At 54.7% G+C, this 13,599-nt stretch carries 12 protein-coding genes and 1 pseudogene; 6 read left to right on the top strand and 7 right to left on the bottom strand.

All coding sequences use genetic code 11. From position 1 onward, the window contains the following. Nucleotides 1-118 precede the first annotated feature (118 nt). Entirely contained in the window at nucleotides 119-1,672 is a 1,554-nt protein-coding gene (locus ABWP27_RS09310; RefSeq protein ID WP_353155907.1) for a transglycosylase SLT domain-containing protein, read from the top strand. Between the two features lie 10 nt (nucleotides 1,673-1,682). Here ABWP27_RS09310 and ABWP27_RS09305 read toward each other — a convergent pair whose 3' ends face one another. From ABWP27_RS09305 to ABWP27_RS09290, 4 genes are read right to left on the bottom strand one after another with little or no spacing between them, the layout of a single operon-like run. Further along, a complete protein-coding gene (locus ABWP27_RS09305) occupies nucleotides 1,683-3,287 on the bottom strand; it encodes an ABC transporter ATP-binding protein (protein WP_353155905.1) in 1,605 nt (534 codons plus the stop codon). Beyond that, entirely contained in the window at nucleotides 3,284-4,342 is a 1,059-nt protein-coding gene (locus ABWP27_RS09300) for an ABC transporter permease (protein ID WP_353155903.1), read from the bottom strand. The genes ABWP27_RS09305 and ABWP27_RS09300 overlap by 4 nt, the downstream gene beginning before the upstream one ends. Further along, on the bottom strand, nucleotides 4,339-5,397 hold the full coding sequence (locus ABWP27_RS09295; RefSeq protein WP_353155902.1) for a microcin C ABC transporter permease YejB: 1,059 nt from the start codon (nucleotides 5,395-5,397) through the stop codon (nucleotides 4,339-4,341). The genes ABWP27_RS09300 and ABWP27_RS09295 overlap by 4 nt, the downstream gene beginning before the upstream one ends. Nucleotides 5,398-5,407: 10 nt before the next feature. Then, complete coding sequence (locus tag ABWP27_RS09290; protein WP_353155900.1) at nucleotides 5,408-7,207, bottom strand: extracellular solute-binding protein; 1,800 nt, start codon at nucleotides 7,205-7,207, stop codon at nucleotides 5,408-5,410. A 248-nt stretch (nucleotides 7,208-7,455) separates the two neighbouring features. On the opposite strand from ABWP27_RS09290, the gene fabI reads away from it, so the two are divergent. Together fabI and ABWP27_RS09280 are read left to right on the top strand one after the other, a co-directional pair. Beyond that, complete coding sequence (gene fabI / locus ABWP27_RS09285) at nucleotides 7,456-8,241, top strand: enoyl-ACP reductase FabI (RefSeq protein ID WP_353155898.1); 786 nt, start codon at nucleotides 7,456-7,458, stop codon at nucleotides 8,239-8,241. A gap of 460 nt (nucleotides 8,242-8,701) precedes the next feature. Beyond that, nucleotides 8,702-10,108, top strand: coding sequence for a DEAD/DEAH box helicase (locus tag ABWP27_RS09280; RefSeq protein WP_353155896.1), 1,407 nt, complete (start codon nucleotides 8,702-8,704; stop codon nucleotides 10,106-10,108). A gap of 127 nt (nucleotides 10,109-10,235) precedes the next feature. Here ABWP27_RS09280 and ABWP27_RS09275 read toward each other — a convergent pair whose 3' ends face one another. After that, on the bottom strand, nucleotides 10,236-11,099 hold the full coding sequence (locus tag ABWP27_RS09275) for a LysR family transcriptional regulator (protein WP_353155895.1): 864 nt from the start codon (nucleotides 11,097-11,099) through the stop codon (nucleotides 10,236-10,238). 107 nt (nucleotides 11,100-11,206) lie between these two features. On the opposite strand from ABWP27_RS09275, the gene fdxA reads away from it, so the two are divergent. The 3 genes from fdxA to ABWP27_RS09260 are packed head-to-tail and all read left to right on the top strand — an operon-like array spanning nucleotide 11,207 to nucleotide 12,710. After that, complete coding sequence (gene fdxA / locus ABWP27_RS09270; RefSeq protein ID WP_353155893.1) at nucleotides 11,207-11,557, top strand: ferredoxin FdxA; 351 nt, start codon at nucleotides 11,207-11,209, stop codon at nucleotides 11,555-11,557. Next, the gene (locus tag ABWP27_RS09265) at nucleotides 11,554-11,877 is read left to right on the top strand and encodes a DUF3861 domain-containing protein (protein ID WP_353155891.1); all 324 of its coding nucleotides are present in this window, start codon (nucleotides 11,554-11,556) and stop codon (nucleotides 11,875-11,877) included. The genes fdxA and ABWP27_RS09265 overlap by 4 nt, the downstream gene beginning before the upstream one ends. 23 nt (nucleotides 11,878-11,900) lie before the next feature. After that, on the top strand, nucleotides 11,901-12,710 hold the full coding sequence (locus ABWP27_RS09260; protein ID WP_353155890.1) for a DODA-type extradiol aromatic ring-opening family dioxygenase: 810 nt from the start codon (nucleotides 11,901-11,903) through the stop codon (nucleotides 12,708-12,710). A 119-nt stretch (nucleotides 12,711-12,829) separates the two neighbouring features. On the opposite strand, the gene ABWP27_RS09255 is transcribed toward ABWP27_RS09260, so the two are convergent. Both ABWP27_RS09255 and ABWP27_RS09250 read right to left on the bottom strand, forming a co-directional pair. After that, entirely contained in the window at nucleotides 12,830-13,453 is a 624-nt protein-coding gene (locus tag ABWP27_RS09255; RefSeq protein WP_353155888.1) for a riboflavin synthase, read from the bottom strand. 14 nt (nucleotides 13,454-13,467) lie between these two features. Beyond that, nucleotides 13,468-13,599 (bottom strand): annotated as a pseudogene (locus tag ABWP27_RS09250) (bifunctional diaminohydroxyphosphoribosylaminopyrimidine deaminase/5-amino-6-(5-phosphoribosylamino)uracil reductase RibD); the annotation flags it as partial.

Below are 13,599 nucleotides of genomic sequence, written 5' to 3'. Positions count from 1 at the left end.
CGATGTCAGGCAACAATCCTTGTGTAAATTGTCTTGACGCGCAAAATGCGCATTACTTACACTCGACAATTATTCTTTTCAACCGGCTGATCATGGGTCGGTCAATTTGCGAGACCCCATGTCTAGATCCGATTTTAAAGCACCGTTCAAACTTGTTTCTGCCAGTATTTTCCTGCTGGGCATTTCCAGTATCTCCCACGCTGCCAGCGACCTGTCGCTACCGTATTCGTACAGCAGCTGGGCACAGGATGCCGCCTTGCAGGACAACCCCAACCTTGCCAACGATCCGCTGAGCGAATTTGTCGTTTCCAGCGATATGGATGTGTGGGCCCGCATACGCAAGGGCTTTGCAATTCCGGATCTGGTCGACAATCAACTGGTGATCAACCAGACTGTCTGGTACAGCTCGCGACCCGACTACATCGGCCGCACCACCAAACGCGCATCGCTGTATCTGTATCACGTCGTCGAGGAACTGGAAAAACGCGGCATGCCGACCGAGCTGGCATTGCTGCCTTTCATCGAGTCCGCATTCAACCCGCAAGCCTACTCGACCGCCAAAGCCGCCGGCATGTGGCAATTCATTCCTTCCACCGGCCGCGATTTCAACCTGAAACAAAACATGTTCAAGGACGAACGTCGCAGTGTGCTGGCATCGACTGACGCTGCACTGACTTATCTGCAACGTCTGTACGGCATGTTCGGCGACTGGCAACTCGCGTTGGCTGCCTATAACTGGGGCGAAGGTTCAGTGCAGCGTGCCATCAAGAAAGCCGAAGCCGCAGGCGTAGGAACGGATTTCAACAGCCTGTCTGCCTACATGCCGGCAGAAACGAAGAACTACGTGCCGAAGTTGCAAGCCGTCAAAAACATCATCGCCACACCGGATGCATATGGCATCAGTTTGCTGAAGGTCGATAACCAGCCTTATTTTGTCAGCGTGGCAAAAACCCGCGACATCGACGTCAAACTCGCCGCGCAGCTGGCGGAATTACCGATGGAAGAATTCAAGGCGCTGAATCCGCAATTCAATCGCCCTGTCATTACCGGCAGCAGCAATACGCAAATTCTTCTGCCGCAAGGCAATGCCGAAAAATTCAAGACGAATCTGGCCAAATGGGGACACGCCCTGTCCTCATGGACCGCGCACAAAATCACCAATGCGCGTGAGCGGATTGAAACCGTCGCCGCCAGATTCCATACGACGCCGCAGGTCATCCGCGAAGTCAACAATATCCCGCCGAAAATGGTGCTGAAGGCCGGTTCGACGATATTGGTGCCACGTATAGAGGGTGCAGCGCAAAAAGACATTACGCAAGAAGTCGCAGATAACGCGACGCTGGCGATGGCGCCCGATGCGCCGGAATCAAAACGCATCCATGTGACAGTCAAGAAGCAGGACAGCTTTACCTCGATCGCCAACCGTTACAAGGTAACGATTGCGCAAATCAAGAACTGGAACAATTTGCGCGGTGACAAACTGGCACATGGCCAGAAGCTGGAACTGCATGTACCCTTCCGCACTGCCAGCAAAGCCAAGCCTGCCGCATCAAGCCGCAAGCAGGCAAGTAACGTCACCAGATCAAAAACAGTTACGGCAAAAGCCGGCAACAACCGTTCCAGCAAAGACAGCATAGTCGCCGTCCAATCAACCCGCAGCATCATCAAATAAGGAAATTGCGTCAGGCTTGCACTGCTGTCGCTTCTTCATCCGCAGCCGCATAGACGGAAGCTGCCAGCAATCGCTGCGTATAGGCTTCTGCCGGTTGCGACAGCACCGCCTGCGTCATTCCGCTTTCCACTACCTTGCCGTCTTTCATGACGATGACGCGATGTGCCATCGCACGTATGACCGCCAGATCGTGACTGATGAAAATATAGGCCAGGCCATATTTCTTCTGCAATTCCAGCAGCAACTGCAACACCTGCTGCTGTACCGATACATCGAGTGAAGAAGTAGGCTCATCCAGCAGAATCAGATCAGGCTTCAGCACCAGCACGCGTGCAATCGCAATGCGCTGCCGCTGGCCGCCGGAAAATTCATGCGGATAGCGCGTCATGATCTCGGGCGGCAAACCGACTTCCAGCAAAGCATCGGCTACTGCCTGACGTATACCGGCAGTGCCGAGTTGCGGCTGATGCAGGGCCAGACCTTCACCGACGATCTGTTCAATCGTGCGGCGTGGCGACAGCGAAGCAAACGGATCTTGAAACACGATTTGCATGCGCGCACGCAAAGGCCGCAAGGCATCGCTTTGCATCGCATTCAACGACTTACCCTCAAATGCAATCGCACCGCTGACCCTGGCGCTTGAGAGTCGCAGCAAAGCCAGACCCAGCGTCGATTTTCCGGAGCCGGATTCACCGACGATGCCCAGGGTTTCACCGGGGCGCACCTGCACGCTGACGTCATCGACCGCCACAAATGGCGTCGTCTTGAACCATCCTTGCTTGATATCGAAAGTGCAGCGCAGATGCTCGGCACTCAGCAAGGGCGCGGCCGTTTCGTTGAGTGTATTGACCAATTGCTGCGGCTGGCTCGCCAGCAGTTTTTTCGTATAGGTTTCGCGCGGCGCAGCAAACAACTCCCGGGTTGCCGCCACTTCAACCAGACACCCCTTTTCCATCACGCCCACGCGATCGGCAAAATGGCGCACCAGATTCAAGTCGTGCGTAATCATCAGCACTGCCATGTTTTCTTCACGCTGTAACTGATTCAGCAATTCAACGATCTGCACCTGTATCGTCACATCCAGTGCAGTCGTCGGCTCATCGGCAATCAGCAACTTGGGCTTGCACGCCAGCGCCATGGCGATCATCGCGCGCTGGCGCTGCCCGCCGGATAGCTGATGCGGATACGACATAGCGCGACGCTGCGGTTCCGGGATACCGGTTTTGTCTAGCAGCTCGATCGCACGCAAGGCGGCGGCTCTGGCGCTGATACCTTCATGCAGCATCAATACTTCAGCAATCTGGTTACCGATCGTAAACAGCGGATTGAGCGCCGTCATCGGCTCCTGGAAAATCATCGCGACATCCTTGCCGCGTACCGCACGCATGGCAGCTTCGCTTCTTTGCAGAATGTCCTGGCCTTCAAACAGTATGCTGCCGGCATAAGCGGCATCCTGATTCAAACGCAGGATGGACAACGCGGTGACGGTCTTGCCTGAACCGGATTCACCCACCAGCGCGAATTTTTCGCCGGCAGCAATGCTGAAGCTGACATCGTTGACGACCTTGCCGGCATCGAACGAAACCTGCAGGTTTTGAATATCCAGCAAACTCATGCCTTCCTCCGCACATCCAGCGAGTTGCGCAAGGCATCGCCAATATTGGTCAGCAAGAGCAGCATCACCGTCAGCACGACAAACGTGGACAAGGCAATCCACCACGCATCGAGATTGTTTTTTCCCTGCGCCAGCAATTCACCCAGGCTGGCCGTCGAAGCCGGCACGCCAAGACCGAGAAAGTCCAGACTGGTCAGCGCCAGAATCGCACCGCTCATGCGAAACGGCAGGAAAGTCACCACCGGCGTCAGACTGTTCGGCAATATGTGACGCCAGATGATCTGACCGTTGCTCAAACCCAGCGCACGTGCTGCCTGTACATATTCCAGATTGCGATTACGCAAAAAATCCGCGCGCACATAATCGGATAAGCCCATCCAGCCGAACAGCGAGAGCAGAATCAGCAGCAGGCCGACGCTGGGTTGAAATATAGAAGCGAAGATGATCAGCAGATAAAGCTCCGGCATGGAGCCCCATATTTCCATGAAGCGCTGGAAGAACAAATCGGTTTTCCCGGCGAAGTAACCCTGAACTGCACCGGTAAGCAATCCCAGCAACACGCCGGTAAACGTCAACGCCAGACCGAACAGTACCGAGACGCGAAAACCGTACAGCAGCCGCGCCACCACATCGCGGCCACGGTCGTCGGTGCCCAGCCAGTTCTCGGCAGAAGGTGGTGCCGGATTCGGCGCGGCAGCGAAATAATTCAGCGTATCGAAGTGATAGCGGTTGAGCGGATAAATCGCCCAGTTGCCATTCTTTTTGAACTGCTCCTGTATGAACGGGTCGAGATAATCTGCCTGCGATTCAAAATCACCGCCGAATTTTTTTTCCGAATAGGTGGTGAATATAGGGAATACCAATTCGCCGTTGTAGCGCGCCACCAGCGGCTTGTCGTTCGACACCAGCTCGGCCAGCAGGCTGATCACCACCAGTATGCTGAAGATAATCAGGCTCCAGTAACCGCGTCGGTTTTTCTTGAAACGCAGCCAGACGCGCCGGGCCGGCGATACCGACTGCGCCACCGGTACAGGGGAAGATACTGTGCCGTTCATCGATTCAGACTTTCAAACTGCAGGCGCGGATCGGCCCACACGTAACACAGGTCGCCCAGCAATTTGACGATCAGGCCGATCAGCGTAAACAGATACAAGGTACCCATCACCACCGGATAATCGCGCCGTATCACCGATTCATAGGACAGCAAACCGAGGCCGTCGAGCGAGAACAGGGTTTCAATCAGCAGGCTGCCGGCAAAGAAGGCGCCAATAAAAGCAGCGGGGAAACCGGTCACCAGCGGTATCAGCGCATTGCGGAACACATGCTTGTACAGCACGGTGTTTTCGCTCAAACCCTTGGCGCGCGCAGTCAACACATACTGCTTGCGTATCTCTTCGAGAAAGGTGTTCTTGGTCAACATCGTCATCACCGCAAACGATCCGGCTACCGATGCAGTAATAGGCAAGGCAATGTGCCACAGATAATCCAGCACCTTGCCGAGCAGCGATAACTGCTCCCAGTTATCCGAGGTCAGGCCGCGCAAGGGAAACCACTGGACGAAGCTGCCGCCGCCGAACATCACCAGCAGGAACACGCCGAGGATAAATCCGGGAATCGAATAACCGACCAGCACCATCATGCTGGTGATCGAATCGAAGCGGCTGCCTTCGCGCACCGCTTTCGCGATACCAAGCGGCACTGAAATAAAGTAGGTCAGGAAGAACGTCCACAAACCAATCGTGATCGAGACCGGCAACTTGGACACCACCAGTTCCCACACATCCTTGTGATGATAAAAACTTTTGCCCAAATCGAAAGTGGCAAAGCCTTTCAGCATTTGCCAGAAGCGTTCAGTCGCAGGCTTGTCGAAACCGTACAGCGCCTTGATTTCTGCCACACGCTCGGCGTCTATGCCTTGCCGTCCACGGTATTGCGAAGCACCACCGCCGGTTGCTTCACCTGCGCCGACCTGTCCTTTCAACTCCATCAAAGCCTGTTCGACCGGGCCGCCCGGCACAAACTGGATCACGGCAAATGTGATCGCCACCACACCCAGCAGGGTCGGCAGCATCAGCAATGCGCGCTTGATTATGTAAGACCAGATATTCATCGCGGTATCCTCATCTTGCTTTCTGTTCCCACCAGCTGGAAATCACATAGGGATCGGCCTGATAGTAAAGCGGCGCCGTTGCCGGAATGCCGAAGCGATCGCGATAGGCAACGCGATGCGTGGACGAATACCAGTGCGTGACGACGATGTGCTTGTGCAGCAGTACGCGATCCAGCGCACGCGCAGCAGCGACCAGCTGTCGCCGGCTGTCTGCCGCCACCAGTTTTTCCACCAGCCGGTCCACTGCAGCATCCTTCAAACCCCAGGCATTGTTCGAGCCTTTTTCATCGGCCGCCTTGGAGCCGAACATATCGAACATTTCATTGCCGGGGCTGCTGACATCGGGAAAGCGGATGCTGGTCATGTCGAAATCGAATTCTTCCATGCGCTTCTGCACCAGCGCGTAATCGGCGGTACGTTGCGTCACCTGTATTCCCAGCTTTTGCAGATTGCGTACATACACACTGATCACGCGCGACAGGGCCGATTGGTCATCCATGATCTCGAATGCGAAGGGCTCGCCCTTGTCATTGCGCAAGGCGCCATCGCGATACGTCCAGCCGGCCTGACGGAACAGCTCCACCGCTTCGAGCAAATTGGCGCGCAGCGAACGCGGCGGATCGGTGCGCGGCGGAATCGGCGCCGGACCGAAGACCACAGGATCGAGTTTGCTGCGCAGCGGTTCCAGCAACGCGAGTTCATCCGCCGACGGCAGGCCGGTCGCTGCCATCGGACTGTTATTGAAGAAAGAATAAATCCGCTTGTACGAGCCGAAGAACAGTTGCCGGTTCATCCATTCAAAGTCCAGCGCCAGATCGAGTGCACGCCGCACGCGCACATCCTGGAATTGCGGCCGCCGCAGATTCATCACGAAACCCTGCATGCCGGCGCCGTTTGAATGCGTCAATTCGCGCTTGATAATTTCACCGCTGCTGAATTTCGGTCCCTTGTAACTGCGCGCCCAATTCTTGGCGCTGTATTCGACCACCAGATCGAATTCGCCAGCCTTGAAAGCTTCCAGTCGCGCCACATCGTCTTTATAGAAACGGTAATTGATGCGGCCGAAATTGAACATGCCCTTGCGCGCCGGAATATCTGCGCCCCAGTAATCAGGGTTCAGTTTGTAGCTGATCGAACGCCCGCTATCGTAGCGATCGATCAGATACGGGCCGGTGGCTATAGGTGGCGTCAACTGGATCTGGTCGAAATCGGTGCCGGCGGCCCATTTGCGTGAAAACACCGGCACGCCGCCCACGATCAGAGGCAGCTCATGATTCAGCGATTTGAAATCGAAACGCACGGTGCGCTCGTTGAGCACCACACATTGTTTGACTTCGGCAAAGATGGATTTGAATTGCGGCGCCCCTTTGGCTATCAGGGTGTCGAACGAATATTTGACATCGGCGGCCAGCACGGCATCGCCATTGTTGAAGCGTGCCTTGGGGTTGAGTCTGAACGTCATCGACATGCGATCCGGCGCCAGCACCATGTCATCGGCCAGCAAGCCATACATGGTCGCAATCTCATCGGATGAACCGACCGCCAGCGTTTCAAACATCAGGTTGGATACCCCGGCCGCCGAGACGCCTTTCATGGAAAAGGGATTGAACTTGTCGAAGCTGGTGCGACGGTCCGGATTGGCGAGGAATAGCTCACCACCTTTCGGCGCATTGGGATTCACATAATCGAAATGGGTAAAACCGGCCGGATACTTCGGCGTGTCGTAAAGCGAAAAAGCGTGTGCGGCAAAGGCGTTACTACCCTGAGAAAGAATACAGGCCAGCAAAAAAGAAAAGAGTAATTTAGCCATTCGCCTGTCGTTGGTGATGAGTGCCATCCTGTCTCGCCTCTGCAAGATAGCTAGAAATATCGTCCTGAGGGCAACGCATGATTCGATGTTGCAGCTATTCTACATAATCACCCCTGCGACACAGCATCTGACAAGGGTAATCGCGCTTAAAAACCTGCAGAATGATGAGAAATCTTGCTGTCGCGCCAGCTAGCCCCTACAATCTTGCCCATTCCTGATTCATTCCCGAACAGTTACCGGAGTCGTTCATGGCATTCTTGCAAGGCAAAAAAATTCTCATCACCGGTTTGTTATCGAACCGCTCGATCGCATACGGTATCGCCAGCGCCTGCAAGCGCGAAGGCGCCGAGCTCGCATTCACCTATGTAGGCGATCGCTTCAAGGATCGCATTACCGACTTCGCCAAGGAATTCGATAGCGAACTGATCTTCGATTGCGACGTCGGCAGCGACGAACAGATCAATGCATTGTTTGCCGACCTCGGCAAATCCTGGAGTCAGCTCGATGGCTTGGTGCACTCAATCGGTTTCGCGCCGCGCGAAGCGATCACCGGCGATTTCCTGGAAGGCCTGTCGCGCGAATCCTTCCGCATTGCGCACGACATCTCCGCCTACAGCTTCCCGGCGATGGCCAAAGCGGCATTGCCACTGTTAAAACCGGGCTCCGCCTTGCTGACGCTGAGCTATCTCGGCTCGGTGCGCGCCACCCCGAACTACAACACGATGGGCCTGGCCAAGGCTTCGCTCGAAGCCAGCGTGCGTTACATGGCTGAATCGCTGGGCAACAAGGGGGTGCGCGTCAACGGCATTTCCGCCGGCCCGATCAAGACCCTGGCTGCCAGCGGCATCAAGGATTTCAGCAAGCTGCTCGGCATCGTTGCCACACACGCACCTTTGCGTCGCAATGTGACGATTGAAGATGTCGGCAATACCGCTGCCTTCTTGCTGTCCGATCTGTCCGCCGGCATCACCAGCGAAATCACTTATGTCGATGGCGGTTTTTCGCACGTGATGTACGCGCCTGACGCAGAGTAAACAAGCGCCCTGGATAGCGCGCACTGCAAAGAAATTGTTTTTTGCAGTGCGCATCAGGCACTAGTGCTGTTTTTTCATCACCGCTTTTCATTTTTGCCCCGACTTTTTGCAAGGCTGCATCAGTCATTCCAGACGCGCGCATTATCGCCCCCCATTGCGCCTTGCCAGAAAGCCCTCGACATCCGAGCCCCTATCCGTTACAATGCGCGCTGTGCTTTGCAACAGGCGAAGCACTTTTGCAGCATTGCGAACCGTTAGCATTAACGATAAAGCCCCCCGCCTTCAGGTGTTGAAATTTATACACCGTCCCGGCGCAAAGCTTTTGTGCCGAAATCTCTCAGAGTTTTCACAGCTGTTTCTGTTTCGTTGGTTGGCTTTGCATTTTTGCGCAACTTCCAGACGCCATCATGGACACAATCCGTGATCGCTCGGTGTTGCGCTGATTTTACGAAAGAAAATAATGACATTTGAATCACTAGGTCTCCACGCGTCCATCATCAAGGCATTGACTGAATCCGGCTACACCGCCCCTACCGGCGTGCAAGCACAGGCGATTCCTGCCGCGATCGAAGGCCGTGACATGATGGTTTCGTCACAAACAGGTTCCGGCAAGACGGCTGCATTCATGCTGCCTGCCCTGCACAAATTCGCAGTTCAAGCTGATGAACAACAACCAGCTGCTGGCAGAACACCAAATCAGGAAGCACAATCGGCCCGCTCACGCGGCGATCGCCCACGCTTCAAAGCTGCACAACCGAAAATGCTGGTGTTGACCCCAACCCGCGAACTCGCATTGCAAGTCACCACATCGACCGACAAATACGGCGCGTTCATGAAACGTGTCAAAGCTGTCTCGATTCTGGGCGGCATGCCTTACCCGAAACAAATGCAATTGCTGGCAAAGAACCCGGAAATTCTGGTTGCTACCCCAGGTCGTCTGATCGACCACATGGAGTCGGGCAAGATCGATTTCTCGGAACTGCAGATTTTGGTGCTGGACGAAGCCGATCGCATGCTGGACATGGGTTTTATCGATGACATCGAAAAAATCGTTGCAGCAACACCAGAAGGCCGCCAAACCATGCTGTTCTCGGCAACACTGGACGGCACCGTCGGCACCATGGCAAAACGCATCACCAAAGATCCTTTGGTGATCCAGATCGCCGGTTCCGCGACCAAGCATGAAAACATCAAGCAAGGTGTGCACTTTGTCGACGATCTGTCGCACAAGAATCGCCTGCTCGATCATCTGCTGCGTGACGAAACGATGGATCAGGCTGTTGTCTTCACTGCGACAAAACGCGATGCAGACACGATCGCTGATCGTCTGAACATCGCCGGCTTCGCTGCTGCTGCGCTGCATGGCGACATGCATCAAGGTGCACGTAACCGTACACTCGACGGCCTGCGTCGCGGTCAAATCCGTGTACTGGTTGCAACCGACGTTGCCGCACGCGGTATCGACGTACCTGCGATCACCCACGTATTCAACTACGATCTGCCGAAATTCCCGGAAGACTACGTGCATCGTATCGGTCGTACCGGTCGTGCCGGTCGTAACGGTATCGCGGTTTCGCTGGTCAATCATGCAGAAGGCATGAACGTCAAACGCATCGAGCGTTTCATCAAGCAATTGATTCCGGTCTCGGTAATCGAAGGTTTTGAACCTAAGCGTACCGCTTCGGCACCACGCTCGAATCACAAGCCAGGCGGCTGGAAACCAGGCGACAACCGTGGCAACTCGGCTAAACCAGGTCAGCGTACATTCAGCAAACCGAATGCAACACGCAACGAAGGCGGCTACAACAAAGGCCCGCGTACCAGCGATGCAGGCGGCGCAACCCGTCGTCCATTCGGCGAACGTTAATCGCTGATTTCAAGTCACGTTTTGACTTGAAGCGATCAAATGAAAAGGCCGTTCCTGATGAGGGAACGGCCTTTTTTATTATCGCTATATTTTTATATGCCAATCACCACAAAATCTCGCACACCACTCAAGCCATGCATGCCGCAAGATAATCAACGAAGGTGCGCACTTTAGCCGACAGATGCTTGCGACTCGGATAGATCGCGTAAATACCCAGCTTCGTGCTGCTTCTTTCCTTCATCAATTCCACCAGCCGCCCTGCCTTCAAATCGTCGACGACAATAAAATGCGGCTGCCAGATCAGACCTGCGCCATCCAGTGCGGCCAAGCGCAACATGTCGCCATTATTGGCACGCATGGGGCCATCAACGTGCACTGCTGCACGCGTTTTGCCGGTACCAAAAACCCATTCGTCGCCACTGCTGGAATAACTGTAGTTGAGGCAGGCATGCTGCTTCAGTTCTTCGGGCATATGCGGCACGCCGTGTGCTTTTAGATACGCCGGCGACGCACACAGGACGATGCGGTCGGTTGCCAGCTTGCGGGCAATCAAACCCGACTCCGGCAGATTGCCGACGCGGATCGCAAGATCGTAACCATCCTCGATCAGATCGACACGTCGGTCTGCCAATGCAATATCCAGTCGGACTTCGGGATAACGTCGCATGTATTCGGTCAACAGCGGCGCAATGCGCACGGTGCCGAATGAAACCGGCATCGCCACCTTCAAGGTACCGCGCGGAATGGCCGCCGACTGCGCCGCCACCTGCTCCGCCTCATCCACGTCGGCCAGAATCTGCAGACAACGTTCGTAATACGCCAGACCGGATTCGGTAAGGCTGAGGCGGCGCGTAGTGCGATTCAGCAAGCGTGTCCCGAGATGATCTTCCAATGTGCCAACGTACTTCGATACCAGCGCTTTCGAGATATCCAGACGCGTGCCAGCGGCGGTGAAGCTTTCGGTCTCCACCACTGCAACAAAGGTTTTCATGCAATTGAGTATATCCATTATCAACAATATGACGACAATGTTTATAAAAATAGCATATTTATCAATGATAAATATATGAATATAGTGATGCGTATAAAGGAGAACGCATGACTTTTGTTGTTACGGAACCGTGCATCCAGTGCAAATATACGGATTGCGTCACGGTCTGCCCTATGGACTGTTTCATGGAAGGGCCGAATTTTCTGGTGATCAATCCGGACGAATGCATAGACTGTTCTATGTGCGTTGCCGAATGCCCGGTCGGCGCGATAGTCGGCGATCGCGAGCTGGCGGCGGATCAGGCGCATTTTCTGGAATTGAATCGCAGCCTGTCTGCTCATCCGGATTGGCAACGCATCACGATGTCCAAACCGGCGCTAGCGGAGCATGAAAAATGGGCCAGAGTAACTGACAAACTCTCCTTGTTGCTGGAGTCATCTGAAAAGGAAGTCGCATGAGCGCACACAATTATCGCGTCACATTGGAATACCTGGGTGGCAAGCATGCGGCGAGCGATCTGCATAAACCCGTGCAGTTTGAAGCCGGCAATCACGATGATCTGTTCAACATCATCCAGCGTGTACAGACCGCGCAACTGACTGATGCCGATACTGCTGCAGCGCTGACATTAGGCATGAAGCTGTTCGGTGAAGTGATGCTCAAGCATCGCAAGGATCCCTTGTTTGAAAAGCTGCAACCGGCCTATCGCGAATTCATAGGCGCGTTCAAGGAACGCATCACGGCAGGACAAGAAGGACAGGCACAAGCATTGGCTTGAACAGAAAAATTACGGAGAACAACATGGACAGCAAAAAATTACCCACCCTCTTCATCCCGCATGGCGGCGGCCCCTGCTTTTTCATGGACTGGCCGGGCGATGCGCATATGTGGGATCGCATGGCAGATTTCTTGCGCGGTGTAGTCGGCGCAGTCGGCTCACGTCCGAAAGCGATACTCATCATTTCCGGCCACTGGGAAGAGGAAGAATTTACTGTCGCTGCCAACCCGCAGCCATCACTGATTTACGATTATTACGGCTTCCCTGCACACACTTATGAATTGACCTATCCGGCACCAGGCGCACCGGAACTGGCCGCGCGCGTGCAAAATTTGCTGGTCGCAGCTGGCCTGCCGGCACACCTCGATGCACAACGCGGTTGGGATCACGGCGTCTTCATTCCATTGAAAGTAATGAATCCGGATGCAGATATTCCCGTCGTACAGTTGTCGATGAAAAAAGGGCTGGATCCCGCCGCGCATCTACGCGCCGGCCAGGCGCTGCAAGCACTGCGCGAAGAAGGTGTGCTGATCATCGGCAGCGGCATGAGCTTTCACAATATGCGTGGCTTCAGCCCGGCATACAAAGATGCTTCGCAACAATTCGACGACTGGTTGGCCAATATGGCGACGCAGGATGAAGATGCGCGCAATACTTTGCTGCAGCATTGGGAAGAAGCGCCGAATGCACGGCAGGTACAACCGCATCCTGATCATTTGCTGCCATTGATGGTGGCTGCGGGCGCAGCTGGCAGCGACAGAGGAAAACGTATCTTTGAAGACACCGTGATGAACGTCGTCGTGTCAGCCATTGCATTCGGCGATATTGAATGATCTGCCAACGTCGGCTTGACGATCAGCAATTGAGCAAAACCTGGGACACTATCCCGTTTTAAAAAAGCCAGGGGAATGAGCCCGCATCGATGACGATGCAACACTTCTTCCCCTGGTTATTATTTTGCTGCGTTGGTTGTCGTTGACAGCATTCTTTCTACATAACGCGCGATCAAGTCGATTTCCAGATTGACCTTGCTGCCGGTTTTCAAATGCTTGAGCGTCGTGACTTGCACCGTGTGCGGAATCAGGTTGACGGAAAACTCGCAGCCATCCGCATTATCTGCAACGGTGTTAACCGTGAGCGAAACGCCGTTGATGACGATGGAGCCCTTGACGGCGATAAATTTCGCCAGCTCTTTCGGCGCATTGACTGCCAGCAACCAGGACTCGCCTACCGCCTCGAATTTCTTGACGACTCCCAAACCGTCGACGTGACCGGATACCAGATGCCCGCCCAGGCGTTCGGATAAAGTCACCGCTTTTTCCAGATTGACTTCGCCGATTGCATCCAGGCCCGCGGTGCAATTCAAACTCTCGCGCGACACGTCGACCTCGAATGCTCGCTCCGTCTTTGCCACCACTGTCATGCAGGCGCCATTCAATGTGATCGAATCGCCCAGTGCGACATCGGCCAGCGGCAGGCCACCGGCATCCACCGTCAGGCGATGCCCGGCAGTCTGGTCGCCGAGTGGGGAAATTGCAGTGATTTTGCCGATAGCGGCGACGATTCCAGTAAACATGATGAGCAAATAAGTTAGATGAAACGGGCAAGGATACGCAAATCGGCACCGATCTGCTTGACCTCATGAAAAGTCATATTCTTTTTCTGTTCCAGCGACTCCAGCACCGGCAGATTGAACATGCGCTGCGCATCGCCCAGCAGAGT

The sequence above is a fragment of the Herminiimonas fonticola genome (assembly GCF_040395855.1).
Taxonomy (GTDB): Bacteria; Pseudomonadota; Gammaproteobacteria; order Burkholderiales; family Burkholderiaceae_D; genus Oxalicibacterium; species Oxalicibacterium fonticola_A.
The sequence above is the reverse complement of the archived record's forward strand: the minus strand, read 5'-3'. Positions and strand labels throughout refer to the sequence as shown.

Excerpts from the sequence above, each read along its gene's own strand:
- fabI (WP_353155898.1), top strand. The coding sequence starts at position 7,456 with ATGGCATTCTTGCAAGGCAAAAAAATTCTCATCACCGGTTTGTTATCG.
- fdxA (WP_353155893.1), top strand. The coding sequence starts at position 11,207 with ATGACTTTTGTTGTTACGGAACCGTGCATCCAGTGCAAATATACGGAT.
- ABWP27_RS09295 (WP_353155902.1), bottom strand. The coding sequence starts at position 5,397 with ATGAATATCTGGTCTTACATAATCAAGCGCGCATTGCTGATGCTGCCG.
- ABWP27_RS09260 (WP_353155890.1), top strand. The coding sequence starts at position 11,901 with ATGGACAGCAAAAAATTACCCACCCTCTTCATCCCGCATGGCGGCGGC.
- ABWP27_RS09265 (WP_353155891.1), top strand. The coding sequence starts at position 11,554 with ATGAGCGCACACAATTATCGCGTCACATTGGAATACCTGGGTGGCAAG.
- ABWP27_RS09280 (WP_353155896.1), top strand. The coding sequence starts at position 8,702 with ATGACATTTGAATCACTAGGTCTCCACGCGTCCATCATCAAGGCATTG.
- ABWP27_RS09290 (WP_353155900.1), bottom strand. The coding sequence starts at position 7,207 with ATGGCTAAATTACTCTTTTCTTTTTTGCTGGCCTGTATTCTTTCTCAG.
- ABWP27_RS09310 (WP_353155907.1), top strand. The coding sequence starts at position 119 with ATGTCTAGATCCGATTTTAAAGCACCGTTCAAACTTGTTTCTGCCAGT.
- ABWP27_RS09255 (WP_353155888.1), bottom strand. The coding sequence starts at position 13,453 with ATGTTTACTGGAATCGTCGCCGCTATCGGCAAAATCACTGCAATTTCC.
- ABWP27_RS09300 (WP_353155903.1), bottom strand. The coding sequence starts at position 4,342 with ATGAACGGCACAGTATCTTCCCCTGTACCGGTGGCGCAGTCGGTATCG.
- ABWP27_RS09275 (WP_353155895.1), bottom strand. The coding sequence starts at position 11,099 with ATGAAAACCTTTGTTGCAGTGGTGGAGACCGAAAGCTTCACCGCCGCT.
- ABWP27_RS09305 (WP_353155905.1), bottom strand. The coding sequence starts at position 3,287 with ATGAGTTTGCTGGATATTCAAAACCTGCAGGTTTCGTTCGATGCCGGC.